Origin of the sequence: Pseudoalteromonas sp. APM04, assembly GCF_022809815.1 — a bacterium.
GTDB classification, from domain to species: domain Bacteria; phylum Pseudomonadota; class Gammaproteobacteria; order Enterobacterales; family Alteromonadaceae; genus Pseudoalteromonas; species Pseudoalteromonas marina.
The window spans coordinates 1,821,470-1,848,249 of record NZ_CP094441.1 but is presented as its reverse complement, the minus strand read 5'-3'; the positions used below and the strand labels follow the sequence as shown (position 1 = coordinate 1,848,249).

24 protein-coding genes are annotated in these 26,780 nt (G+C 39.5%); 16 read left to right on the top strand and 8 right to left on the bottom strand.

What is annotated here, in order from left to right:
• Positions 1-31 precede the first annotated feature (31 nt).
• Both MTP24_RS08655 and MTP24_RS08650 read right to left on the bottom strand, forming a co-directional pair.
• Positions 32-1,258 (bottom strand): SufS family cysteine desulfurase, encoded by a 1,227-nt coding sequence (locus MTP24_RS08655; protein ID WP_243530596.1) that lies wholly within the window; start codon positions 1,256-1,258, stop codon positions 32-34.
• 110 nt (positions 1,259-1,368) lie between these two features.
• A complete protein-coding gene (locus MTP24_RS08650) occupies positions 1,369-2,655 on the bottom strand; it encodes a citrate synthase (protein WP_243530594.1) in 1,287 nt (428 codons plus the stop codon).
• A 421-nt stretch (positions 2,656-3,076) separates the two neighbouring features.
• Between MTP24_RS08650 and sdhC the strand changes: the two genes are divergently transcribed.
• The 8 genes from sdhC to sucD all read left to right on the top strand — a co-directional run bounded on the left by sdhC (position 3,077) and on the right by sucD (position 12,932).
• Positions 3,077-3,454 carry a succinate dehydrogenase, cytochrome b556 subunit gene (sdhC, locus tag MTP24_RS08645; RefSeq protein WP_074210168.1) on the top strand — a complete coding sequence of 126 codons (378 nt, stop codon included), beginning with the start codon at positions 3,077-3,079 and terminating at the stop codon, positions 3,452-3,454.
• Positions 3,445-3,792 carry a succinate dehydrogenase, hydrophobic membrane anchor protein gene (gene sdhD / locus MTP24_RS08640; RefSeq protein ID WP_006794724.1) on the top strand — a complete coding sequence of 116 codons (348 nt, stop codon included), beginning with the start codon at positions 3,445-3,447 and terminating at the stop codon, positions 3,790-3,792. The genes sdhC and sdhD overlap by 10 nt, the downstream gene beginning before the upstream one ends.
• Entirely contained in the window at positions 3,793-5,565 is a 1,773-nt protein-coding gene (gene sdhA / locus MTP24_RS08635; RefSeq protein WP_243530591.1) for a succinate dehydrogenase flavoprotein subunit, read from the top strand.
• A 10-nt stretch (positions 5,566-5,575) separates the two neighbouring features.
• Positions 5,576-6,292, top strand: a complete 717-nt coding sequence (locus MTP24_RS08630) for a succinate dehydrogenase iron-sulfur subunit (RefSeq protein WP_006794722.1) — start codon at positions 5,576-5,578, stop codon at positions 6,290-6,292.
• Between the two features lie 90 nt (positions 6,293-6,382).
• Positions 6,383-9,202, top strand: coding sequence for a 2-oxoglutarate dehydrogenase E1 component (gene sucA / locus MTP24_RS08625; RefSeq protein ID WP_010556434.1), 2,820 nt, complete (start codon positions 6,383-6,385; stop codon positions 9,200-9,202).
• A 3-nt stretch (positions 9,203-9,205) separates the two neighbouring features.
• Entirely contained in the window at positions 9,206-10,717 is a 1,512-nt protein-coding gene (gene odhB, locus MTP24_RS08620) for a 2-oxoglutarate dehydrogenase complex dihydrolipoyllysine-residue succinyltransferase (RefSeq protein ID WP_138740986.1), read from the top strand.
• 176 nt (positions 10,718-10,893) lie between these two features.
• Entirely contained in the window at positions 10,894-12,060 is a 1,167-nt protein-coding gene (gene sucC, locus MTP24_RS08615; RefSeq protein ID WP_006794719.1) for an ADP-forming succinate--CoA ligase subunit beta, read from the top strand.
• Complete coding sequence (gene sucD / locus MTP24_RS08610; RefSeq protein WP_008127375.1) at positions 12,060-12,932, top strand: succinate--CoA ligase subunit alpha; 873 nt, start codon at positions 12,060-12,062, stop codon at positions 12,930-12,932. Before sucC ends, sucD begins: the two co-directional genes overlap by 1 nt.
• Before the next feature lie 61 nt (positions 12,933-12,993).
• Here sucD and MTP24_RS08605 read toward each other — a convergent pair whose 3' ends face one another.
• The gene (locus tag MTP24_RS08605) at positions 12,994-14,064 is read right to left on the bottom strand and encodes a DUF3083 family protein (RefSeq protein WP_203983587.1); all 1,071 of its coding nucleotides are present in this window, start codon (positions 14,062-14,064) and stop codon (positions 12,994-12,996) included.
• A 218-nt stretch (positions 14,065-14,282) separates the two neighbouring features.
• Between MTP24_RS08605 and glnS the strand changes: the two genes are divergently transcribed.
• The gene (gene glnS / locus MTP24_RS08600; RefSeq protein WP_243530588.1) at positions 14,283-15,941 is read left to right on the top strand and encodes a glutamine--tRNA ligase; all 1,659 of its coding nucleotides are present in this window, start codon (positions 14,283-14,285) and stop codon (positions 15,939-15,941) included.
• Between the two features lie 102 nt (positions 15,942-16,043).
• Here the strand turns inward: glnS and fur are convergent, their stop codons facing one another.
• From fur to MTP24_RS08575, 5 genes are all read right to left on the bottom strand, one after another.
• The gene (fur, locus tag MTP24_RS08595) at positions 16,044-16,487 is read right to left on the bottom strand and encodes a ferric iron uptake transcriptional regulator (RefSeq protein ID WP_006794887.1); all 444 of its coding nucleotides are present in this window, start codon (positions 16,485-16,487) and stop codon (positions 16,044-16,046) included.
• 186 nt (positions 16,488-16,673) lie between these two features.
• Positions 16,674-17,201 carry a flavodoxin FldA gene (fldA, locus tag MTP24_RS08590; RefSeq protein WP_039037073.1) on the bottom strand — a complete coding sequence of 176 codons (528 nt, stop codon included), beginning with the start codon at positions 17,199-17,201 and terminating at the stop codon, positions 16,674-16,676.
• 14 nt (positions 17,202-17,215) lie between these two features.
• Positions 17,216-17,494: a LexA regulated protein gene (gene ybfE, locus MTP24_RS08585; protein ID WP_002962928.1), complete on the bottom strand. Its 279-nt coding sequence runs from the start codon at positions 17,492-17,494 to the stop codon at positions 17,216-17,218.
• A 2-nt stretch (positions 17,495-17,496) separates the two neighbouring features.
• Positions 17,497-17,718 carry a DUF2788 domain-containing protein gene (locus MTP24_RS08580; protein ID WP_006793041.1) on the bottom strand — a complete coding sequence of 74 codons (222 nt, stop codon included), beginning with the start codon at positions 17,716-17,718 and terminating at the stop codon, positions 17,497-17,499.
• A gap of 95 nt (positions 17,719-17,813) precedes the next feature.
• Positions 17,814-18,581 carry an alpha/beta fold hydrolase gene (locus MTP24_RS08575; protein ID WP_058428843.1) on the bottom strand — a complete coding sequence of 256 codons (768 nt, stop codon included), beginning with the start codon at positions 18,579-18,581 and terminating at the stop codon, positions 17,814-17,816.
• 244 nt (positions 18,582-18,825) lie between these two features.
• On the opposite strand from MTP24_RS08575, the gene seqA reads away from it, so the two are divergent.
• From seqA to MTP24_RS08540, 7 genes are all read left to right on the top strand, one after another.
• Entirely contained in the window at positions 18,826-19,416 is a 591-nt protein-coding gene (gene seqA / locus MTP24_RS08570) for a replication initiation negative regulator SeqA (protein ID WP_006793039.1), read from the top strand.
• Positions 19,417-19,425: 9 nt separating this feature from the next.
• Entirely contained in the window at positions 19,426-21,063 is a 1,638-nt protein-coding gene (pgm, locus tag MTP24_RS08565; RefSeq protein WP_243530583.1) for a phosphoglucomutase (alpha-D-glucose-1,6-bisphosphate-dependent), read from the top strand.
• A 78-nt stretch (positions 21,064-21,141) separates the two neighbouring features.
• Positions 21,142-22,194 carry a succinylglutamate desuccinylase gene (gene astE, locus MTP24_RS08560; protein ID WP_243530580.1) on the top strand — a complete coding sequence of 351 codons (1,053 nt, stop codon included), beginning with the start codon at positions 21,142-21,144 and terminating at the stop codon, positions 22,192-22,194.
• A 266-nt stretch (positions 22,195-22,460) separates the two neighbouring features.
• Entirely contained in the window at positions 22,461-23,675 is a 1,215-nt protein-coding gene (locus MTP24_RS08555) for a thiamine pyrophosphate-dependent dehydrogenase E1 component subunit alpha (RefSeq protein ID WP_243530578.1), read from the top strand.
• Positions 23,675-24,652: a transketolase C-terminal domain-containing protein gene (locus MTP24_RS08550; RefSeq protein ID WP_243530575.1), complete on the top strand. Its 978-nt coding sequence runs from the start codon at positions 23,675-23,677 to the stop codon at positions 24,650-24,652. Before MTP24_RS08555 ends, MTP24_RS08550 begins: the two co-directional genes overlap by 1 nt.
• An 8-nt stretch (positions 24,653-24,660) precedes the next feature.
• Positions 24,661-26,226, top strand: coding sequence for a dihydrolipoyllysine-residue acetyltransferase (locus MTP24_RS08545; protein WP_243530573.1), 1,566 nt, complete (start codon positions 24,661-24,663; stop codon positions 26,224-26,226).
• Between the two features lie 140 nt (positions 26,227-26,366).
• A complete protein-coding gene (locus MTP24_RS08540; protein WP_243530569.1) occupies positions 26,367-26,732 on the top strand; it encodes a DUF805 domain-containing protein in 366 nt (121 codons plus the stop codon).
• The last annotated feature ends 48 nt before the right edge of the window (positions 26,733-26,780 follow it).

The window sequence follows — 26,780 nt, the reverse complement described above, 5'->3', positions numbered from 1 at the left end:
GTTATCCTAATAAAATATATAAAAGCGACGTTTAATCTAATAAGGCGATACATTCTTTGAGTGAGTTGATGAATATGTCAACATCTTCATAGGTATTGTAAAAACAAAAGCTGGCTCTTAAGGTGCCATTTATTCCTAAATGAGTCATAAGCGGTTGCGTACAATGGTGGCCTGCTCTGACTGCAACGCCATAACCGTCAAGTAATGTTGCCAAATCGTAAGGATGCTCATCTTTAAAATTAAAACTTAGAGTGCCAATATTATCAGATAGGTTGCTGTAAATTGTAATACCTTTAATGGTTACCAGTTTTTCAGCCGCATAATTAAATAGTTTTTGCTCATACTTTTGTAATTGTTCGTTTTGTAAGGTGTTTAAATAATCCAAAGCCGCAGAAAAACCTAATACGCCAGAAATATTAGGAGTACCTGTTTCAAATTTTGCAGGTGCAGGACGATAAGTACTATGCGTAAGGTACACCTTATCTATCATTTCCCCGCCAGTTTGATACACATCTAAAGAATTAAGTTCTTGATATTTGCCATAAAGTACACCTAAACCTGTGGGGCCAAGCATCTTGTGGCTTGAGCACACGTAAAAATCACAGTTTAAGTTATGTAAATCAGGCTTTAAATGCATTGCGCCTTGAGCGCCATCTATTAAAACGAGTGAATTTACTTCTTTTGCAACAGTAATAAGGGGCTTTAAATTTGTGATATTACCAAGCATGTTAGATGCTTGTGTAATTGCAAACAAACTAGGTTTAGACTGCTTAATAAAATCACAGCATTGTTTAATATTTAATGTTCCATCATCATTAACTGGTAGTGCTAATAATTTTGCGCCTGTTTGCTCACTAAGCACTTGCCAAGGCACAATGTTAGCATGATGTTCTAATACTGAGATAATAATAGTATCGTTTTGGTTAAATCGGCTTCGTAAACCATTACTTACTAAATTTATCGCCTCTGTAGCACCCTTAGTCCAAACAATTTCTTTACTTGATACATTAAAATACTTGGCTGTTTTGTCACGAGCTTGCTCGTATAAGCTTGTGGCACGCTCGCTCAATGTGTGACGGCCGCGATGTACATTTGCATTTTGGCTGGTATAAAATTCGTTTATAGCGTCTATGACTGATTGGGGTTTTTGAGTGGTTGCTGCAGAGTCTAAATAAACAAGTGGGTTAGCATTTATCTGCTGCTTTAAAGTAGGAAAGTCACTTCTAATTTTATTAATATTAAATTCTAAAGCAGGCATAGCTCTTCAACATGGTCATTTTGAGGCGCAAATTGTAATGGGTTTATAATAATTCTCAAGTATTGAACACAAAAAAGGCCGCAAAAGCGGCCCTTTATAGCTAAATAATATTAGCGCTTGTCGACAGATACATAGTCACGGGCAGTGTAACCAGTATACATTTGACGAGGACGGCTGATCTTATGACCAGGCTGAGAAAGCATTTCATCCCAGTGAGTGATCCAACCAACAGTACGTGCCATTGCAAAAATTACAGTGAACATGCTTGTTGGAATACCAATTGCTTTTAAGATAATACCTGAGTAGAAATCTACGTTAGGGTATAGTTTCTTCTCAACAAAGTATGGGTCTTCAAGGGCAATTTGCTCAAGCTTCATTGCAATATCAAGAAGAGGATCTTGAATATTTAGCTCTTCTAATACTTCGTGACACGTTTGACGCATTACTGTTGCTCGTGGGTCGAAGTTTTTGTAAACACGGTGTCCAAAGCCCATTAGACGGAACGGGTCTGACTTATCTTTTGCTTTGGCTACGTATTCATCGATACGATCAACTGAGCCAATTTCTTCTAACATGTTTAAACATGCTTCGTTAGCACCGCCGTGAGCAGGGCCCCATAAAGAAGCGATACCAGCTGAAATACATGCATATGGGTTCGCACCTGAAGAACCAGCAAGGCGAACTGTAGATGTAGAAGCATTTTGTTCGTGGTCTGCGTGAAGCATGAATATTTTGTCCATTGCTTTAGCAGTAATTGGGTTTACTTTGTATTCTTCGGCTGGAACAGAGAACATCATGTGTAAGAAGTTTTCTGCATAGCTTAGGTCATTTCGTGGGTAAACAAAAGGCTGGCCAATGTTTGTTTTATAAGCCATTGCAGCAATTGTAGGTAATTTAGCAACTAATCTAATAGCACTTGTTTTGCGTTGTTCAGCATCAGTAATATCTAAATCTTCATGATAAAAAGAAGATAGAGCACCCACAACACCACAAAGCATTGCCATTGGATGTGCATCAAAGCGGAAACCTTGGAAGAAATTTGCAATTTTTTGATCTAGCATTGTGCTGCGAGTAATTTTCTCTGCAAATGCATCGTATTGATCTTTAGATGGTAACTCACCGTTAAGAAGTAAGTAGCAAAGTTCAATATAGTCTGATTCTTCAGCAAGTTGCTCAATTGGGTAACCGCGGTGAAGTAAAACACCTTTACCACCATCAATGTAGGTGATTGCAGATTCACAAGAACCAGTCGACATGAAACCTGGGTCATAGGTAAAGTGGCCATGTGAACCTAACGTACGTACGTCGATTACATCTTGGCCAGCAGTGCCTTGATAAATTGGAAGTTCGATTGGATCAAGTCCATCAATATGAACTGTGGCTTTTTTATCTGCCATCGCTATGTATCTCCTATTAAGATATCTATTCTGATTTTTAGATTTTTAAAGTTCTGAAATCTGTTTTAAGCACATCTACGCATTTTAACGTGAAAGAGGGGGTTAAAGTCAATTTTTATAAACATTATGCACATTTGTATAATAAATATTCTGTATCATATATGTATTATACTATTGGCTAATTCGCAAACATCTCTAAATAAACAAGAATTGTAAAAAGCCTTATGGGTATATATACTAACGGAGGTTTTAAAACCGTATTGTATTTGGGTAAAGATATTTTTACATTCAAAAAATTTACATTAATGTGAACTTTTAATGTTTAAATTCGTTTATCTTGATAGTTCCACCAGAAACATTTGGTGGGTTTTTAGAAAAGCAAGTAGATGAGCTCCAATGTGAGCAAGATGGGCAAGTAACTGTGAAAAAGCAAAGACCTGTAAATCTAGATCTAACAACTATATCTATGCCGGCAACGGCTAAAGCATCAATTTTTCACCGCGTCACCGGTGTTGCATTATTTTTTGCTTTAACGTTTGTCATTTGGGCTTGGTCTGAGTCTCTCTCGTCAGCTGAAAGTTTTGAATTCGTCAAGGGTCTGTTTAACGGATTCATTGCCAAATTTATAGCTTGGGGCACTATTTCAGTACTAGGCTATCACCTTATTGGTGGTATCCGTCACATGGTAATGGATATGGGACACTGGGAAGAACTTGAATCAGGTAACCTAAGCGCTAAAATTGCAATGGCTCTTGGCGTTGTATTCGCTGTATTAGCGGGAGTGTGGATATGGTCTTAAATCAAGCAACTCTTAAACGTGATGGTGTACAAGATTACGTATCTTTACGTACCACGGCATTAATAATTAGCGCATATGCTATTTTTATTATCGGCTATTTTTTAGCGACGCCGGAAGTCACTTTCGAAGCCTGGACAGGCCTCTTCTCTAACCTAGCTATGAAAGGGTTTACGCTAGTAACCCTAGTATGCATTATGGTTCATACCCGCATTGGCCTTTGGCAGGTTTTAACAGACTATGTTAAAAACTCAAAGTTACGCGCATTTTTAGGGTTTGTTCTAAACCTAATGGCCGTTGCTTACGTAGCTATTGGTCTAATTGTATTATGGGGTGTTTAAGTGAAATATTCTGTTCGTGAATTTGACGCCGTAGTAATCGGTGCAGGTGGTGCAGGTATGCGCGCTGCCTTGGCTATTACTGAATCTGGCAAAACGTGTGCACTAATATCGAAAGTATTCCCAACGCGTTCACATACCGTATCCGCTCAAGGTGGTATTACAGTAGCGCTTGGTAATTCACACGAAGATAACTGGGAATGGCATATGTACGATACAGTTAAAGGTTCCGATTTTATCGGTGACCAAGACGCTATCGAGTATATGTGTCAAACTGGGCCAGAAGCAATTACTGAATTAGAAAACATGGGTTTACCATTTTCACGTTTTGAAAATGGCCGTGTATACCAGCGTCCTTTTGGTGGCCAATCAAAGAACTTTGGTGGCGAACAAGCAGCACGTACTGCAGCAGCAGCTGACCGTACTGGCCATGCTTTATTACATCTTCTTTATCAACAAAACGTTAAAAATAAAACAAATGTATTCTCTGAGTGGTATGCACTTGATTTAGTTAAAAATGATAACGGCGATGTTGTTGGTTGTACTGCAATTGAGATTGAAACAGGTGAAATCACTTACTTCAAATCAAAGGCGGTTGTACTAGCTACTGGTGGTGCTGGTCGTATATACGCTTCAACCACAAATGCTCACATTAACACTGGTGACGGTGTTGGTATGGCTACACGTGCTGGTATTTCTATGCAAGACATGGAAATGTGGCAGTTCCACCCGACAGGTATTGCAGGAGCAGGTACGCTTGTAACTGAAGGTTGTCGTGGTGAAGGTGGTTATCTTTTAAATAAAGATGGCGAGCGTTTCATGGAACGTTATGCACCTAACGCAAAAGACTTAGCTTCTCGAGATGTTGTTGCACGTTCAATGATGACAGAAATTCGTGAAGGCCGTGGTTGTGATGGTCCTTGGGGTCCTCATATCAAGCTTAAGCTTGACCACTTAGGTGAAGAGACACTTAACCTACGCCTTCCTGGTGTTTGTGACCTTGCAAAAACATTTGCCCACGTAGACCCAGCTAAAGAACCAATTCCAGTTATACCAACATGTCATTATATGATGGGTGGTGTACCTACTAACGTGAATGGTCAAGTGCTTCAAATCAACGCTCAAGGCGATGAAAAAGTAGTTGAAGGTTTATTTGCTGTAGGCGAAATTGCATGTGTATCTGTGCACGGTGCAAACCGTCTTGGTGGTAACTCATTACTAGATTTAGTAGTGTTTGGTCGTGCTGCAGGTAATTTCTTAGGTACATACCTAAGAGATGTTGAAGTATCAAAAGCTGCCTCTGAATCAGACTTAGAAGCGTCTCTTGCACGTTATAATCGTTGGGAAAACTCAACAGCTGGTCAAGGTGAAGATCCTGTTCAAATTAAGAAAGATCTTCAACAATGTATGCAGCTTAACTTCTCGGTATTCCGTGAAGGTGATTCAATGGCGACTGGTCTTCAAGAACTTAAAGAAATTCGTGAGCGTTTACAACATGCTCGTCTTGACGATAAATCGTCAGACTTCAACACGCAGCGTATCGAATGTCTTGAACTTGATAACTTAATGGAAACAGCTTACTCAACAGCAGTAGCTGCAAACTTCCGAACAGAAAGCCGTGGTGCACACTCTCGTTTTGACTTCCCAGATCGTGATGACATGAACTGGTTATGTCACTCAGTATACAATCCTGTTACGGATGAAATGAGTAAACGTGACGTAAACTACGCGCCTAAGACGCGTGAAGCATTTCCACCTAAAGCACGTACATACTAGGAGCGAGACGATGGCACAAGTACAATTTTCAGTTTATCGTTACAATCCAGATGTTGACAACGCACCGCGTATGCAAGATTACACCTTGCAAATTGACGATGGTCACGACATGATGGTTCTGGATGCACTTTTATTATTAAAAGAGCAAGATCCTTCACTTTCATTCCGTCGTTCATGCCGTGAAGGCGTGTGTGGTTCTGACGGTGTTAACATGAATGGTAAGAATGGTTTAGCATGTATTACTCCTTTATCTACGTTACAAAATAACGGTAAAGGTACAATAGTAGTTCGTCCTCTTCCAGGATTACCTGTGGTGCGTGACCTTGTTATTGACATGAGTCAGTTCTACACTCAATACGAAAAAGTTAAACCTTATCTAATTAATGACACGCCTGCTGCAGGTGAACGTCTTCAGTCTATTGAAGAACGTGATAAATTAGACGGCTTATATGAGTGTATTTTATGTGCATGTTGTTCAACATCGTGTCCTTCGTTCTGGTGGAATCCAGACAAGTTCATTGGTCCAGCAGGCCTTCTTCATGCTTACCGTTTCTTAGCTGATAGCCGAGATACAGCAACAGAAGAGCGTTTAGCAGACCTAGACGATGCGTTCAGTGTGTTCCGTTGTCACAGTATCATGAACTGTGTTAGCGTTTGTCCTAAAGGTCTTAATCCGACCAAAGCGATTGGGCAAATCAAATCTATGTTATTAAACCGTTCGGTTTAACTACATAGAAACGTAAGATGGCTAGTTTTCATTACTAGCCATCTTGTTATTATAACTATTAATTTCTGCGCTAAAGAAAAGGGCTTATAAATGCACGAAGGTGTGATGAAGGCATGGTTAGAATCTTCACATTTAAACGGCGGTAACGTTGCTTATGTAGAAGAGCTTTATGAAGCGTATTTAGATGATGCGACTTCTGTGCCAGATGAATGGCGAGAAGTGTTCGAACAATTACCAAAAGTTAATGGTGTGGATGTTGAAGTTAAGCATTCAGAAGTTCGTGCACAGTTTGCACAGCTTGCAAAAAACAAGCATAGAGAAGTAGTGGTAGCAGAGGGTAGCGGCGGTGACCTTAAACAGGTTAAAGTTCTGCAACTTATTAATGCTTTCCGTTTTCGTGGACACCAAAATGCAAACCTAGATCCATTAGGTATTTGGGAACGAGAGCGTGTTCGAGATTTAGAGCTAGATTACCACGACTTGTCAGAAGCTGATTTTGAGCGAGAGTTTAATGTAGGGTCTTTTGCAGTTGGTTCAGACTCTATGCCTTTAGGTGAATTATACCAAGCACTTAAAACTACATATTGTGGTTCTATCGGTGCAGAGTATATGCACATCACATCTACAGAAGAAAAGCGTTGGTTACAACAACGTTTAGAATCTGTTCAATCTAGGCCTAAATTCGAAAAAGAAGAAAAGCTACGTATCCTCAAGGGGTTAACTGCAGCTGATGGTCTTGAAAAATATTTGGGTGCTAAGTTCCCTGGTGCAAAACGGTTCTCACTAGAAGGTGGGGATGCATTAGTACCTATGCTTAAAGAGCTAATTCACAGAGCTGGTGAAAGTGGCCAACAAGAAGCCGTAATTGGTATGGCTCACCGCGGACGCTTGAACGTTTTAGTGAACGTTTTAGGTAAAAATCCATCAGAGCTTTTTGATGAATTCGCTGGCAAGCATAAAGATACATTAAGTTCTGGTGATGTTAAGTACCACATGGGTTATTCATCGGACTTTGCCACTAAAGGCGGCAACGTTCATATGGCACTTGCTTTTAATCCTTCTCACCTTGAGATAGTTAACCCTGTAGTTATGGGTTCTGTACGCGCTCGTTTAGATCGTTTAGGTGACACTACGGGAATAAAAGCATTACCGATCACAATTCATGGTGATTCTGCTGTAACAGGTCAAGGTGTAGTACAAGAAACGTTTAACTTGTCTCAAACTAATGCGTTTAGTTGTGGTGGCAGTATTCGAATTGTTGTTAATAACCAAGTTGGTTTTACTACCTCTAAACAAGACGATGTTCGTTCTACAGATTACTGTACTGATATCGCCAAAATGGTTCAGTCACCAATTTTCCACGTTAACTCTGATGATCCTGAAGCGGTTGCATTTGTTACACAAATAGCACTTGATTTTAGAAACAAATTTAAGCGTGACGTAGTTATTGACTTAGTTTGTTATCGTCGACATGGCCACAATGAAGCTGATGAGCCAAATGCTACTCAGCCTTTGATGTACCAAAAAATCAAAAAACACCCAGTTCCGCGACTTATTTATGCAGATCAACTAATCGCTGAAGGCTCTTTTTCAGAACAAGAAATTAAAGCACTTGCCGATGAATACCGTAATGGGTTAGATGACGGTAATTGCGTTGTATCTGAAATTCAACCAGAAACCTCTCATTCTTCAGATTGGGCTAAATACGTGGGCCACGATTGGGATGTTGATTACGACGCAAGTGTTTCGGTTGAAAAGCTCAAAGAACTTGGCGAAAAGGTAGCGAGCTACCCTGAAGAATATAAAGCTCAGTCGCGCGTTAAAAAGATTTACGATGATCGTAAGTTAATGGCCACTGGTGAAAAACCGCTTGATTGGGGAATGGCAGAAACACTTGCTTATGCAACTATCGCAACCGAAGGCACTGACATTAGAATGACAGGCCAAGATTCTGGTCGCGGTACCTTCTTCCATAGACATGCCGTTGTTCACAGTCAAAAAGATGGTGCGACTTATCTTCCTTTACAACACTTAAGTGAAGATCAAGGCGCTTTCCAAGTTTTCGACTCTGTACTGTCTGAAGAAGCAGTAGTTGCATTTGAGTATGGTTATGCGACTGCCGAACCAACTTCTCTTGTACTTTGGGAAGCTCAGTTTGGTGACTTTGCAAATGGTGCGCAAGTTGTATTTGACCAATTTTTGAGTTCAGGTGAGCAAAAGTGGGGTCGCTTATGTGGTCTTACTATTTTGTTACCACACGGTTATGAAGGCCAAGGTCCAGAGCATAGCTCTGCACGTTTAGAGCGTTTTTTACAGCTTTGTGCTGATCACAACATGCAAGTTTGTGTTCCGTCTACACCTGCGCAAGTATATGCAATGTTACGACGTCAGTCAGTAAGACCTCTACGTCGTCCATTGATTGTTATGACGCCTAAATCGTTACTACGTCATCCTCTTGCAGTTTCATCACTTGAAGAACTTTCAAACGGTGTATTCCATAATATGATCGACGAAGTTGATGATATTAAACCTGAGAACGTTGAACGCGTTGTTTTCTGTAGTGGTAAAGTTTATTACGAGTTACTACAAGAGCGTCGTAAGCTGGAACAAAATAATATTGCCATCGTTCGTGTAGAGCAATTATACCCGTTCCCACATGACGAAATGAAAACTATTATGGAACGTTACCAACACGTTACTGATTTTGTATGGTGTCAAGAAGAGCCACAAAACCAAGGTGCATGGTACTGTTCTCAACACCATTTTGTTGACGCAATTCCACAAGGTGCTAAGTTGAAATACGCTGGGCGTAAAGCATCTGCATCACCAGCGTGTGGTTACATGTCAGTACATACTAAAGAACAACAAGCGCTCGTTGCTGACGCGCTTACTATAGAAAATAAAGGATAAGCGATGAGCACAGAAATTAAAGTTCCTGTTCTTCCTGAGTCGGTTGCAGATGCTACCGTTGCTACATGGCATGTAAGTGTTGGCGACAAGGTAACTCGTGATCAGAACTTAGTAGATATTGAGACAGACAAAGTAGTGTTAGAAGTAGTTGCACAACATGACGGTGTAATTACAGAAATCTCTCAAGAAGAGGGTGCTACCGTACTTGGTGATCAAGTTATGGGTTTACTTGGCGATGCTGATGCAGCGCCTTCAAGCGAAAGCACATCTTCAAGTGAAGCAGAAAAATTAGAAGACGCGCCATCGGCGCCATCAGCACCAGCATCAGAAGGTAAAGAAGTGGAAATCAAAGTACCTGTACTCCCAGAATCAGTTGCAGACGCAACAATTGCTACATGGCATGTTCAACCAGGAGACGCAGTAACGCGCGATCAAAACCTGGTAGATATCGAAACAGATAAAGTTGTTCTTGAAGTAGTAGCTCAAGAAGACGGTATCATGGGCGACATCATTAACGCTGAAGGCGATACTGTTCTTGGTGAGCAAGTAATCGGCTCAGTAAAAGCAGGTGGTGCACCTGCAGCTCCTGCTGCTAAAGAAGAGGCGGCTCCTGCTGCAGATTCAACTGATAGCTCAGATGTATTAACTCCATCTGTTCGTCGTTTAATTGCTGAAAAAGGACTAGATGCTTCTAAAATCAAAGGAACTGGCAAAAATGGTCGTGTAACTAAAGAAGACGTTGATACGTTCTTGAAAGCACCGGCACCATCAGCGAAGAAAGCAGAAGCTGCTGCTCCAGTTGCGCCAATGGGTGATCGTACTCAAAAGCGTGTTCCTATGACACGTTTACGTAAAACGATTGCTAACCGTCTTCTAGAAGCTAAAAACTCTACTGCAATGTTAACTACGTTTAACGAAGTTAACATGAAGCCAATCATGGACCTTCGCAAGCAGTACCAAGAAGTATTCGAAAAACGTCACGGTATTCGCTTAGGCTTTATGTCTTTCTACGTGAAGGCAGTTACTGAAGCACTTAAACGCTTCCCTGATGTAAATGCGTCAATTGATGGGGACGACATTGTCTACCACAATTACTTTGATATCAGCATTGCTGTTTCTACACCTCGTGGTCTAGTAACACCAGTTCTTAAAGACTGTGATAAGTTATCAGTTGCTGAAATTGAAAAAGGCATTCGTGAATTAGCACTTAAAGGCCGTGACGGAAAGCTAACGCTTGACGACATGACAGGTGGTAACTTCACTATTACAAATGGTGGTGTATTCGGTTCATTACTATCTACACCTATCATTAACTTGCCACAGTCTTCAATTTTGGGAATGCACAAAATTCAAGACCGTCCAATGGCAGTAAATGGTAAAGTTGAAATTCTTCCTATGATGTATTTGGCACTTTCTTACGATCACCGCCAAATAGATGGTAAAGAATCTGTTGGTTTCTTAGTAACTATTAAAGAGTTACTTGAAGATCCAACTCGCTTATTACTGGATGTTTAATCAAGTAGTATGAAATATAAGCTGTGAACCACAATTCACAGCTTTTTTTTTGCGCCTTTGGTCGTACTGGGGTTTTCATGTTAAGCCTTGGCAACTATACTAGGTGCGCAATTTGGGATAGTTGTTTATTGAATAAATATTCAGCTCTTTTAGTATAAAAAATTGGATAAAGCATCATGAATTTGCATGAGTATCAGGCAAAACAACTTTTTGCCGAATATGGTTTACCAGTTTCTCAAGGTTTCGCTTGCGATACACCTGAAGAAGCTGCAGCAGCTGCTGAAAAAATCGGCGGTGATATGTGGGTTGTTAAAACTCAGGTTCACGCAGGTGGACGTGGTAAAGCTGGCGGTGTAAAGCTAGTTAAAACTATCGATGAAGTTAAAGCGTTTGCAGCTAACTGGTTAGGTAAAAACCTAGTTACTTACCAAACAGACGAAAATGGTCAGCCAGTTGCTAAAATTTTAGTAGAAAGCTGTACAGATATCGCCAACGAATTGTACTTAGGTGCAGTAGTTGATCGTGCTTCTCGCAAAGTTGTTTTCATGGCGTCTACTGAAGGCGGTGTTGAAATTGAAACTGTTGCTGAAGAAACACCAGAACTTATCCACAAAGCTGAGATCGATCCACTAGTAGGTCCTCAAGCTTACCAAGCACGTGAACTTGGTTTCAAATTGGGTCTTAACCCAACACAAATGAAACAGTTCGTTAAGATCTTCATGGGTCTTGGTAAAATGTTTAACGATTTCGATTTCGCATTACTTGAAATCAACCCGTTAGTAATCACAGACGAAGGTAACCTTCACTGTCTTGACGGCAAAATCGGTATCGATGGTAATGCACTTTACCGTCAACCAAAAATCCGTGAGTTCCACGATCCATCTCAAGAAGATGCGCGTGAAGCACATGCAGCAAGCTTTGAGCTTAACTACGTAGCACTAGATGGCAACGTAGGTTGTATGGTTAACGGTGCAGGCCTAGCAATGGGTACTATGGACATCGTAAACCTACACGGTGGCAAGCCAGCTAACTTCCTAGATGTTGGTGGCGGCGCGACTAAAGAACGTGTTTCTGAAGCATTCAAAATCATCCTTTCTGACGACAATGTTAAAGCTGTTTTAGTTAACATCTTTGGCGGTATCGTACGTTGTGACATGATTGCTGAAGGTATCATTGGCGCAGTTAAAGAAGTTGGCGTAAACGTACCTGTAGTTGTACGTTTAGAAGGTACTAATGCTGAATTAGGTCGTGAAGTTCTTAAGAGCTCTGACTTAGACATCATCGCTGCTGAATCATTAACAGACGCTGCTGAAAAAGTTGTTGCTGCTGCGGAGGGCAAATAATGTCTGTATTAATCAATAAAGATACAAAAGTTATCTGTCAGGGTTTCACTGGTGGCCAAGGTACTTTCCACTCAGAGCAAGCGCTTGAGTACGGTACACAAATGGTTGGTGGTGTTAGCCCAGGTAAAGGCGGTCAAACGCACCTTGGTCTTCCTGTATTCAACACAGTACGTGATGCAGTACAAGAAACTGGCGCAACTGCTTCAGTTATCTACGTACCAGCACCTTTCTGTAAAGATGCAATCTTAGAAGCAATCGATGCTGGCATTGAGCTAATTGTTTGTATCACTGAAGGTATCCCTACACTTGATATGGTTGACGTTAAAGTTAAACTAGATCAAACAGGTACTCGTATGATCGGTCCTAACTGTCCAGGTGTTATCACTCCTGGTGAGACTAAGATTGGTATCATGCCTGGTCACATCCACAAGCCTGGTAAAGTAGGTATTGTTTCTCGCTCTGGTACTTTAACGTACGAAGCGGTTAAGCAAACTACAGATGCTGGTTTTGGTCAGTCTACGTGTGTTGGTATTGGTGGTGATCCAATCCCAGGTACTAACTTTATCGACGTTTTAGAAATGTTCGAAAAAGATCCACAAACTGAAGCAATCGTAATGATTGGTGAAATTGGTGGTACTGCAGAAGAAGAAGCTGCAGAGTACATCAAAGCTAACGTAACTAAACCTGTTGTATCTTACATTGCTGGTGTTACTGCACCAGAAGGTAAGCGTATGGGTCACGCTGGCGCAATCATCGCAGGCGGTAAAGGTACTGCAGATGAGAAATTTGCTGCATTAGAAGCTGCTGGCGTACAAACTGTACGTTCACTTGCTGATATCGGTAAAGCACTTAAAGAGAAAACAGGCTGGTAATCAGTTTATTTAATCTTTGAAAAGGCTCGCATTTGCGAGCCTTTTTGTTTTGAGCACTTAATTAAAACGGGTAACTGATATGTTGAAAAAACCTGACAGTTAGATCTTGTCTTTCTTTATTTATATCTAGCTCATCACAAAGTTGAAAAATCGTTTTTTCAACCTGATTCATAAATTTGCCATAACCAATTTCTTGCTTGTTATGATTGGCAGCTGCAATAACAAAATGAATTGTTTCAACTAATCTTTGTTCATCGTAAAAGCACTTTAGCTGTGTTTTATTTGAGTCTATGTCAAAGCTCAGCTTTTGAAGCTCTTCGTTTCCTTCGTTAATATCCACTTTACTATTTCTAACAATAGGTTTGGCACCATTAGCTATTAATGCCCCATGTGTTAGCTTATTAAGCTCGCAGCACCGTTTGAAGCTATCTAAAAAGTAATTATAAAATTGTTTAAAATCGCCATTATTAATTAAAGTTTGAAATTGAGTTTTAATAGCCCTTGATACAGGGATAGAAAATGTCGTGTATGTCATCTCGGCATGGTTTATAGGTATTTCACATTGGCGATTTTGATATCTTGGGTACAAACTTCTTAATTTGTAGCCGTAGGTTTCTTTGTTACCTTTATCTTTAGCAAATAAGTCGTAAGTTAAATGTTGATGATCACGCACTTTAAATTGGGGTTGATCAATAAATAATTGTTCTTGCATCACTGTTAATACTTTTTGGACTTTTTTGTGAAATACAGCGGAGTTAGCTCGTATATCATCACCCGTAGCTAAAAAGAGTAAGCGTACCTTTTTACTTTGCGTGTTCGTTGAATAATAGAGTTTATGTGCCTCGTGATAGCGTGGGTTATAAAATATAAGCATTTGCTTATTAGTTTCTAACTGATATGACTCATCATGAAATCTGACAACAGGAAGTTTGTCGTTTGCTAAAATATGCACGTTATGGAGTTCATATTCATCGCATGCTGCAAATAATTGGCGTGCTATTCTTTCGTAACAACAGTTTATTGAGTTGAAGCTTGAGTAAAAACTATCGTTAGGGGTAATTTCTGCGAGTAAGTAATGATTAGCACGTGCATTACTAGGTATATAAACACGGTGCTGGTTAAGTGTAGCCATCTCTTAATCCTTATAAAGTACGGTATTGACGCACTATAAAGCGCTTCTATGAATTAAATATTGCGCTAAAACAAACTTTATTCGTTAAAAACAGATTAGATGAATTAAAGTTAATCAATAAGTAAGATAAACCGTAATCTATTGCTGTATGTTAGTGACTGTTTTTGTAATAATGCATTAGTTTTGTAATTAAGTAATATTTAGAGGATCGTACTCCTATGGCGGAAATTGAGAATCGCCCAAGTAACTTTATTAGAACCCGAATTGATGAAGACTTAGCAAGTAAAAAGCATGCTGCAACGCACACGCGCTTTCCACCTGAGCCCAATGGTTTTTTACACATAGGCCATGCAAAATCAATTTGCTTAAATTTCGGTATTGCAAAAGATTATAACGGTTTATGTAACTTACGATTTGACGATACAAACCCAGAAAAAGAAGACATTAACTACGTTAATTCTATAAAAGAGGACGTTCAATGGTTAGGGTTTAACTGGGATGGTGATATAAAGTATTCTTCTAATTATTTTGATATTTTATACGGCTATGCTGTTGAGCTTATAAACAAAGGGTTAGCTTATGTTTGTTTTTTAACAGCAGACCAAGCACGTGAATACCGCGGAACTTTAACGGAGCCAGGTAAAAATAGCCCATACAGAGATACATCTCCTGAAGAAAACTTAGCATTATTTGAAAAAATGCGTGCGGGTGGTTTCAAAGAAGGCGAATGTGTTCTTCGTGCAAAAATTGATATGGCAAGCTCGTTTATGGTGCTTCGCGATCCAATTATTTATCGTGTTCGTTTTGCTCATCACCATCAAACTGCCGATAAATGGTGTATTTACCCAATGTACGATTTCACGCATTGTATTTCTGATGCAATCGAGGGTATTACGCACTCACTATGTACATTAGAGTTCCAAGATAATCGCCGTTTATACGACTGGGTACTTGATAACATCAGCATTGAATGTCATCCACAGCAAATTGAGTTTTCTCGCTTAAACCTCGAATACACAATTATGTCTAAACGTAAGTTAAATGACCTTGTTGTAAATAACTACGTTGAAGGTTGGGATGATCCACGTATGCCTACGATTGCAGGTTTACGTCGCCGTGGTTATACACCGGCTTCAATTCGTGAATTTTGTTTACGAATAGGGGTTACAAAGCAAGAGAATATGGTTGAAATGGGTATGCTAGAAGCGTGTATTCGTGATGACTTAAATGAAAATGCTCCTCGCGCGATGGCTGTACTGGATCCGGTTAAAGTGATCATCGAAAACTACGATGCAGATACCATAGAAACGTTATCGGTGGCTAATCATCCTAATAAGGAAGAAATGGCTCGCCGCGATGTGCCATTTACGCGTGAAATATTCATTGAACGAGAAGACTTTAAAGAGCAAGCAAATAATAAGTTTAAACGTTTAGTGCTCGATAAAGAGGTTCGTTTACGTGGCGCTTATGTTATTAAAGCTAATCGTGTAGAAAAAGACGAAAACGGTGAAATAACCACTATTTATTGTACTTACGATAATGAAACACTAGGCAAAAACCCAAGTGATGGTCGTAAAGTTAAAGGCGTTATTCATTGGGTATCAGCTTCTGAGGCTATTACAGCTGAAGTTCGTCTGTACGATCGTTTATTTAATGTGCCAAACCCAGCTGCAGCTGATGAGTTTGAAACAACATTAAATCCAGAATCATTAGTTGTTTTAACTAATGCTAAACTTGAGCCTTCGCTTGCTAATTCACAAGCAGAGCAGGGGTTCCAGTTTGAACGTACCGGTTACTTTTCAAGAGATTCTAAGTCAGAAAATGTTGTGTTTAACCAAACAGTAGGTCTTCGTGACTCATGGTCTAAAACACAATAAGCTTATTTTTACTGCGCCCGCTCACTTGTGGGTGTAGTAATACTTTAAATAATAGGCACAAAAAAACCTGCAAATAGCAGGTTTTTTTATAGCTAGGATATACTAACTATTTGCATCACTAAACGCTTTACATGCAGCTTTATCATCACACTCTCCGTAAAGGTATAAAGAGTGGTTTGTTAAAGTAATACCGTTTTCTTGAGCTATTTCAAGCTGGCGACGTTCAATCATCTCATCTTCAAACTCAACAACTTTTCCACACTTTAAACATACTAAGTGATCGTGGTGAGTACTGCCCGATAATTCAAATACCGATTTCCCGCCTTCAAAGTGATGACGGCTTACAATGCCTGCATCATCAAATTGGTTGAGTACGCGATATACAGTTGCAAGGCCAATTTCTTCACCTAAATCCAAAAGAATTTTGTAAACATCTTCAGCACTGATGTGTTGGTTATCTGGAGACTGTAAAATCTCTAAAATTTTAATACGCGGTAAAGTCACTTTTAAACCGGCTTTTTTAAGTTCCAAGTTATGATCAGTCATTAAATCTGTCTCAATTTTATTTGGTTATACTAGACATCTTGCAAAGATGCTCACGATACATAAGCAACAAATAGGATAACGTGCCTAGGCCTCAAGTGCAAAGAAGAAATGATTTATATTGCAGTAAATAAAGAAAACGCTAACTGTTTGATAACTATTTAAACAGTTAGCGGTATATCGGATGGATTAGTCGGCAAGCTCGCTTAAACACATTTCATCAAATACTTGAGCAGACCATGCTTTTACGCGTTGCTCTGTGAGTTCTGGTTGACGATCTTCATCAATACCTAAACCGACAAAGTGATTATCGTCTGCCATACCTTTTGAGGCTTCGAAATCGTAGCCTTCAGTAGGCCAGTGACCTACAACAATAGCACCACGTTCAGTAACAATATCGTTGATCATGCCCATAGCGTCTAAGAAGTATTCAGCATAATCTTCTTGATCACCACAACCGAAAATAGCAACAAGTTTGCCTTCAAAGTCTACTTCTTCAAGCTCAGGGAAAAAATCATCCCAATCACATTGTGCTTCGCCGTAGTACCACGTTGGAATACCAAATAAGATTAAATCAAAATCTGCAATCTCTTCTTTAGAGCTTTTTGCAATATCATGCACAGCCACAAGCTTTTTACCCAATTCTTTTTGGATCATTTTTGCTACGTGTTCTGTGTTACCTGTGTCACTTCCGAAAAAAATGCCTACACTTGCCATGGATTTATAACCTTTTATGTATCAATAGCCAATCTTTCTTGTAAAATCGTTTCAATCAGCGCACTGCGGCTAATATTTTGTGCATCTGCCATATCACTTAACGCTTGATACAACTGCGATGAAACTTTAAATTCAACACGTTTTAAACCACGTGCTTTGTCTCTTTTTATTTGATTACGTTTATTAACCTTTAACTGCATATCCCGCGAAAGAGGATTGGTCTTAGGTCGGCCTGGACGCTTTTCGTATTCAAATAAATCGAGTGTTGTTCTATCTGTTTCTGACTTCGCCATGCCTAACCTACACCTGCGCCTTGCCAAAATACTTGAATAAGTCCTTTAGCAATAAAGCCTGAACAGCCTAAAAAGAGTACAGTCCATACTATATAGCGACCAAACTTAGGTACATTACCACTTTTAAGTACGTCTTTAATTGCCAAGCCGATGAATATCAAAATACCGGCTAAGCCAAAATACAACCCTAGGGTATCAAATTCGTTAATTAACTGACTGACCATCAACGTATAACCTTTAAATTAAACGGCGCGTACTATAGCACAAAAATATTCATATATTTAGTACGTGCATTCAAAAACAAGCGATTAAAATTACTTTAATTTTGAATTAAAAAGTCACTTATTGCCTTATTTACAGCCATAGGTTTTTGCGCATGTAACCAATGACCAGCACCGTGAATGATTTTTGCTTTCGTATTCTTGAAACGCGTGACAATTGCAGTGCGGTACTCGGGTAAAATATAATCTGAATCGTTACCTTTGATAAAAAGAGTATCGCACAAACAAGAATTGTTTTCATTAACGTTTGAGAGTATATTTGAATATTTCTTATCTAGAACAGGTAAGTTGAATCGCCACGTTAATTTTCCTGCTTCATTTTTAGCTAGGCTTTTTAATAAAAACTGACGAACGCCAAGTTCGTCAATATAAGGCTGCATTAAATCGTCAGCATGCTTTCTGTCTTCTATATGCTCAGATGCAACTGCGTTGAGCGCCTGCAATATTTTAGTATGCCGCGGTGGGTAGGTAACGGGTGCTATATCAAGCACAATTAATTTTTCAATCAACTCGGGTTGAGTTAATGCAAGCTCCATAGCAACCTTGCCACCCATAGAATGACCAATTATATGTGCTTTTTTTATATTCAAGTGTCGAAGTAACTCAACAATGTCTTTTGCCATAGCAGGATAACTCATCTCATCACTGTGAGGGGAGAGGCCATGGTTTCGCAAATCTACATTGGTAACTGTAAAATGCTCACTTAACGGTTTAGCAATTACGTTCAGGTTTTCTAATGAACCAAATAGTCCATGTATTAAAATAACATCAGGACCTTGTCCCAGTTGCTTATAATTTAGCTGCATACATTGCTCCTAAAAATTTCGCCTTAGTTTGCCGAGCAATACTTAAAAAAGCAAAAAATAGTGTCTAATTAACCATTTTATTAAATGATATTCGAAAATTAGAGAAATTTATTGACTAAAAATTTACCTAACTAGTTATAGATTTTCGAAATGCCTGCGAGTGCTTGTTGTAACTCGCATTTATTATTGGATTGGGTATAATCAGGCGTGAGAAAAAAATGTGACCCGTAATGACAGGAAGACCATGAAACAAATCGACATAGACGACGAGTTATATCAATACATTGCCAGCAACACGCAAAGTATTGGTGAAAGTGCATCCACAATTTTGCGTCGTTTATTAAACATGAGCGGCGAAAAACAATTAACCGCTGACGTAGAAATAACACAAAATCAACAAACAACAACTACATCTGCGCCATCTACTGCGCCAGAATTAAAGCACGCTGTAGCAGAAGCTGAAGTTCCAAAAACTGTCACACCAGTGAAGCAAAAAAATGCTAACGTTTTTAATGTATTAAATAAAGAAGAACTAGCAATGCAAAAAGGCGTGGTGGGTCGCTTCTTATTTATTTTAAGTGCTTTTTATCGCACTCATAAATCTGATTTTTCTGCTGTGTTGGATATTAAAGGCCGTGACCGTGTTTATTTCGCAACGAGCAAAGAAGATTTAGTAAATAGTGGAAGTAGCATGAACCCTAAAAATATCACCGACAGTGAATATTGGGTAATGACTAACTCTAATACAACACGTAAAAAAATGATGCTTCATGAAGTAGCTCTTTGCCTAGGTTACAGTGCAGAGCAAGCTGAAAAAATTCGCGATTACCTGTAAGGAAATATAATGGCTATTCACTCAGGCGCAGGCAAAACTGCTCCACAATCAGCACTTGTTAATGTTCCTAAATTAGTTTCGGCTTATTATTTAAATGAGCCAGACTTAGAGCAAAACCCAGAGCATGGCGTTGCCTTTGGTACATCTGGACACCGCGGCTGCTCTTATGATGTAAAATTTAATGAATCCCATATTTTAGCAATTACACAAGCCATTTGTGATTACCGTAAACAAAACGATATTTTTGGACCATTATTTTTAGGTAAAGATACCCATGCGCTTAGTGAAGCTGCCTTTAACTCTGCAATTGAAGTGCTTGTCGCTAACGAAGTGCAAGTAATTACTCAGCAAGATGGCGACTTTACTCCAACTCCTGTTATTAGCCATGCAATTGTTTGTCACAATAAACGCAATCCTAATGAGCTTGCAGATGGCATTGTTGTTACGCCTTCACATAACCCTCCTGAAGATGGCGGCTTTAAATATAACCCACCTAACGGCGGGCCTGCTGATACAGACGTAACTAACTGGATTGAAGACAGGGCTAACAAGTTATTACTTGAAGATTTAGTCGAGGTTGAGCTTTTCCCGTTCGCTAAAGCTTCTCGCTCAGGGTTTATCCGCTACGAAGATTTAATGACTCCGTATATTAACGATTTAGAGAATATCGTTAACTTAAAAGCCATTAGTGATGCGGGCGTTAAAATAGGCATTGATCCATTAGGTGGTTCAGGTATAAATTTTTGGCCAGTCATTACGCAAAAATATAATTTAGATCTAACCGTAGTAAACGACAGCGTTGATCCGCGTTTTGCATTTATGCCACTTGATAAAGATGGCAAGATACGTATGGATTGTTCATCGCCTTACTCGATGGCTAATTTAATTAAATTAAAAGGCGATTTTGATATAGCGATTGGTAACGACCCTGATTACGACCGTCATGGCATTGTTACACCCGATGGCCTGATGAATCCGAATCATTTTTTAGCTGTTGCTATTGATTACCTATTAAACCATCGCGAGTGGAATACTAACGTAGAGATTGGTAAAACGCTTGTTTCGAGTTCGATGATTGATCGTGTTGTAGCGCGCAATAAGCGAAAGGTAAAAGAAGTTCCGGTAGGCTTTAAATGGTTTGTTGAAGGCCTAAACAAAGGTAATCTTGCTTTTGGTGGCGAAGAAAGTGCAGGCGCTGCGTTTTTACGCTTTGATGGCAGCGTATGGTGTACTGACAAAGACGGCTTTATTATGGGTTTACTTGCAGCTGAAATACTTGCAGTAACGGGTAAAACACCATCAGCGCTTTATAAAGAGCTAGAACAAGAATTTGGATCGCCACTTTATAAGCGTCTAGATGCGCCAGCAAGTAGTGCACAAAAATCGCGTTTAAAAGCTTTAAGTGCAGACGACGTGAAAGCCGAAACGTTAGCTGGAGAGCCTATTTTACAAAAATTAACTCATGCTCCTGGTAACAATGCAGCGATTGGCGGCTTAAAAGTTGTTACAGAAAATGGCTGGTTTGCTGCTCGCCCATCAGGTACTGAAGATATTTATAAAATATACCTAGAATCATTTAAAGGCGAAGCACATTTAGCTCTTTTAGAAAAAGAAGCTAAACAATTAGTTGATTCAGTTATTAGCTAAACCTGCTTAAACTATTTAAAAACGGCTGAATTATTCAGCCGTTTTTTTGTATCTCTCACACTATAAAGGGCTTTTATTATGTCAGCCACACCCGATTATTTAAATTTATTGCAATCAACCGGTGATTTTCTAACCATTAGCCGAGATAATGAATGGCACTTAGCACCGAGCCAGTTTACGCTCAACAATGGAACCCAAGTTAATGTACACGATACTGGGGTTATTGAGTTTCAGCCAGCGGTTACTACCTCAAAAGATATTGTGTTATCAAGTGCTGTACACGGTAACGAAACGGCGCCTATTGAAATTTGTGATGAGCTAATAAAGCAAATTATTTCCCAAAACCTTGAGCTCAATCAGCGAGTCCTTTTTATATACGGTAACCCTAAATCAATTAATATTGGTTTGCGCTTTGTAGAAGAAAATCTTAATCGTTTATTTAATGGACACCACACGGTTGATGGTGTTGAAATGAATGACGAGCGCGTTCGAGCGGCAAAACTTGAACGCTACGTCACTGACTTTTTTGCCAGAGGGGAAAAGGGCAGTGAGCGCAGTCATTACGATTTGCACACGGCTATTCGTGGTTCAAAAAATGAAAAATTTGCTGTGTATCCATTTTTGCACGGTAAACCATGGAAAAAATCACAGCTACAGTTTTTATTAAGTTGTGGTGTAAATACTGTATTAATGATGAAGTCGCCAGCGACAACGTTTAGTTATTACTCATCCTTTGTTCATGGTGCAGATTCGTTTACAGTTGAGCTTGGGCAAGTAAAACCATTTGGCCAAAACGATATGACACGTTTTGAAAAAACAAAACAAACGTTAACTGCATTAATTAGTCAAAAAGATGTTGAATACCCACAATTTAATGCAAACGACTTTGAGCTGTTCGCTGTTCATCGTACAATTAATCGTACTCAAGAAGATTTTAGTTTTCCATTTTCTGATGATGCAGAGAATTTTACTGGCTTTGCAAAAGGAGAACTGCTCGCAACCGATGGTAATACTCCTTATTATGCGGACGTTGAAGGAGAAGCAATCATATTCCCAAATGCAAAAGTAGCCTTAGGGCAACGTGCATTACTCACCGTTGTTCCAATGGCTATAGACAGTAACTTTGTATAATTCAACTCATTAGACCTCTTTGTCCTGCAAGTTAACTAACTGATTACTAATAATTTAAGTAGCTGTATTGTTAACTTGCCACTTATTTAACCAATATTTACTTTTGTTTCGTCACAGATTTGTTGAATAACACTTTACGTTAACGTAAAGTGTTGGCAGCTTTAATTAAATATAGTGCAGATATTGCAAAGTTTATTCAGCAATGATCACCCATAATAATAATGTAAAAGGGGCACTATGTTACTGACAACAACAGAAGGTAGGTTATGAGTAATCCAAATAACGTATCGCTGAATATTAACCATGCGCTAGAATTTATTGACGGCAATGCGCTTAATATTCCAACCCTTAGTATTTTAACTGAGGATGGCGACATTCACCCAAGTGCGACAGCACCCTCTATTTCAAAACATACCGCAATTAAACTTTATGAGACTATGCGTTTTATACGTTTATTAGATGAACGTATGCAAGGTGCTCAGCGCCAAGGCCGAGTAAGCTTTTACATGCAATGTTTAGGTGAAGAAGCTGCCGTTACGGCATCCGCTGCTGCGCTTGACCAAGAAGACATGATAATGGCGCAATACCGTGAGCAAGCTGCACTGCATTACCGTGGTTTTACGCTAGACCAATTTATGAACCAAATGTTTTCAAATGAATTAGATTTAGGCAAAGGTCGTCAAATGCCAATTCATTATGGTTCTAAAGAATTATATTATATGACAATTTCTTCTCCACTTGGCACACAAATACCACAAGCGACAGGGTATGCATATGGACAAAAAGTAAATCATATAGATGCAAAAACAGGCGAACTTGCAAGCACCATTGACAACGTAACTATTTGTTACTTTGGCGAAGGTGCTGCATCTGAAGGTGACTTTCATGCCGGATTAAACATGGCTGCAGTGCATAAAGCACCCGTGATATTTTTTGCACGTAACAACGGTTATGCTATTTCGACCCCAGCAGATGAGCAATTTAAAGGTGATGGTATTGCTTCGCGTGGCGTAGGTTATGGTATCAAAACAATTAGGGTAGATGGCACAGACGCACTAGCTGTGTTTGCAGCAACGCAAAAAGCCCGTGAAATTGCCTCTACACAAGGCGAACCTGTTTTAATTGAATCAATAGCTTATCGTTTAGGCGCTCACTCTACGTCTGATGACCCAAGTGGTTACCGTTCAAAAGACGAAGAAGCGAATTATAAAACATGCCCAATAGAAAAATTTAGAAAGTGGCTAGTAAAACAAGAGTGGCTTAACGAAGAAGACGATTTAAAAGCGAAAGAGTCTATACGTGAAGATATTTTAGCCGCCCTAAAGCGTGCAGAAGTAGTGCAAAAGCCTGCTTTAGAGGAATTGGTGTCAGATGTTTACGACACGCCTATCCCATCACTTGTTCGTCAATATAATGAACTAAAAGAACATATACAAAAGCACCCAGATGCTTACCCAGTTACTGCAGGGAGAATTAAGTAATGGCTAAAATGAACATGCTACATGCAATTAATTCTGCTCTTGATATAACCATGAATGAACACCCGCAAGCGTGCATATTTGGCGAGGATGTCGGGTATTTTGGCGGTGTATTTAGAGCAACCTCAGGTTTACAAGAAAAATACGGTAAACACCGTGTATTCAACACGCCTCTAACAGAGCAAGGTATACTGGGTTTTGCCAATGGTTTAGCAGCTTTTGGTGCACCAGCACTAGCAGAAATCCAATTTGCAGATTATATCTTTCCAGCATTTGACCAAATAGTAAACGAGTCGGCTAAGTTTAGATATAGAAGCGGAAACGAGTTTAATGTTGGTAACTTAACTATACGTACCCCATATGGTGGTGGTATTGCAGGTGGCTTGTATCATTCGCAATCACCAGAAGCTTACTTTGCACATACACCTGGTTTAAAAATAGTCGTACCACGTAATCCATATCAAGCTAAAGGCTTACTGCGTGCAAGTATTAAAGATGATAATCCGGTTATATTTTTTGAACCTAAACGTTTATACCGTGCATCGACGGGTGAAGTACCTGAAGAAGATTATTCAATAGAGTTAGGTAAAGCTGAAGTTGTGCAAGAAGGCACTGACATTACAGTCCTGGCTTGGGGTGCTCAAATGGAAATTATTCAAGACGCTGCAAAACAAGCAAGCGAGCAAGGTATAAATTGTGAGGTAATTGATCTACGAAGTATTTTACCTTGGGATATAGATACAATTGCTAAATCAGTGACTAAGACAGGTCGTTTGGTAATAAGCCATGAGGCACCTATTACAAATGGGTTTGGCGCAGAGATTGCAGCTTCAATTCAACAAGCATGCTTCCTTCATTTAGAGTCACCTATTCTACGTGTGTGTGGTTTAGATACACCATACCCACTGGCACTAGAGAAAGAGTATGTGCCTGATACGCTCAAAGTGTTAGCCGCAATTAAACAATCAATGGATTTTTAGGGGTTCCCATGGCTAAAGATTTTATATTACCCGATATTGGTGAAGGCATTGTTGAGTGTGAAGTGGTTGAATGGCTGGTACAAGAGGGTGATAGCGTTTGTGAAGATCAACCTATTTGCGATGTAATGACTGATAAAGCACTGGTACAAATACCTGCTGTGCACGATGGAGTAATTACAAAGCTCTACCATCAAAAAGGCGAAATTGCCAAAGTACATGCACCCTTGTTTGCAATGAATGTAGCTGGCGAAGAGGCCAGTGTTGAAAAACAACAGCCCAGTAATGCACCACAAAGCAATAATGGTGCAACTGAACAATTAGAAGATTTTATTTTACCAGATATTGGCGAAGGGATTGTCGAATGTGAAATAGTCGACTGGTTAGTCGCCGAAGGCGATGAAATTGAAGAAGATCAGGCTGTTTGTGATGTAATGACTGATAAAGCCCTTGTGCAAATACCAGCAAAATACACAGGTACTGTTCAAAAGCTGTATTATCAAAAAGGTGAAATAGCTAAAGTACATAGCCCATTGTTTCAGATGACTATTGCTGGAACTGCACCTAAACAAAATATAGATGTAAACCAAGCCGTAGTAAAAGCGCAAACAAATGCAGCAGAGCAAGCAGCACCAGTAAAAGTGAATAAACCAGCAAAAGTGGTCAACACAAAAGCGGTTGCATCACCGGCTGTTAGACGTAAAGCCCGTGAGCTTGATGTTGATTTAACACAAGTACCGGGTAGTGGTAAAAATGGACGTATCTATAAGCAAGATATAGAAGAGTTTATCAAAGGTGAAGTACCAAACAGTATTGATACGTCACCACTTAATGCCAGTGCAGTAAACACACAAAGTAAAACACATACCTCTGGCGTGCGTGTCGAGCCAATTAAAGGCATAAAAGCGGCGATGGCAAAACAAATGGTTGCTTCTGTTTCAACCATTCCACATTTTACATTTTGTGATGAAATTGATTTAACAGACCTTATTGCACTAAGAGCTTCAATGAAGGAGCAGTATAAAGCACAAGGCGTTAAACTCACTATGATGCCTTTCTTTATTAAAGCCCTTTCACTTGCGATGAAAGAATTCCCTGTTCTTAACTCTAAAGTAAATGAAGATTGCTCTGAACTTACTTATTTTAATGATCATAATATTGGTATAGCCGTCGATTCTAAAATTGGCTTATTGGTGCCTAATATTAAGTCGTGCCAAAGTAAAAATATTGTTGATGTGGCTAATGAACTTACACGGCTTACTGAGTCTGCTCGCGAAGGGCGAGTACCACCTGAAGACTTAAAAGGCGGTACAATTAGCATTTCGAATATTGGTGCAATTGGCGGCACAATTGCCACACCAATTATTAATAAGCCAGAAGTAGCAATTGTTGCGCTAGGTAAGTTGCAACATCTACCGCGCTTTGATGAAAACGGGCATGTTGTAAGTAAGGCCATTATGCAAGTTAGTTGGTCTGGTGACCACCGTGTTATTGATGGCGGAACAATTGCTCGCTTTAATAACTTATGGAAATCGTACTTAGAAAATCCGTCGGCAATGATGATGGCAATGAGCTAAAAATTAAACTTATAAAAAACCAGCAATTTGCTGGTTTTTTGTTTTAAAAGGACTTGTTTTTATTTAAGATACACCTGTTGCTAAAAAGTAATAAAACTAACCCCGTTAGGGAATATAAAAAATAACACTAAGGAAATATTATGGAACATTATATGAACGCACTGCGTAGCTACGCAGATTTTTCAGGTCGTAACCGCCGCAAAGCTTATTGGATGTTTGTATTATTTAATACCATCTTCTCAATTATCTGTAATGTTATTGATGGCGCATTAGGTACTATGTTTATTGGTTCTATTTATAGTTTAGCGCTATTGATACCTGGTTTAAGTGCTGGTGCACGTCGTTTACACGATACTGGCCGCTCTGGTTGGTGGCAGCTTCTGTGGTTAGTGCCAATTATTGGTTGGATTGTATTAATTGTGTTCCTTGTACAAGACTCACACGAGGGCGAGAACGATTTTGGTCCTAATCCAAAAGAGTTAGCTGCAGAACCTGCTACTGTATAAAGTAAAGTTTTAACCTAAAAAAGCTCAGTGTTCGCTGAGCTTTTTTAT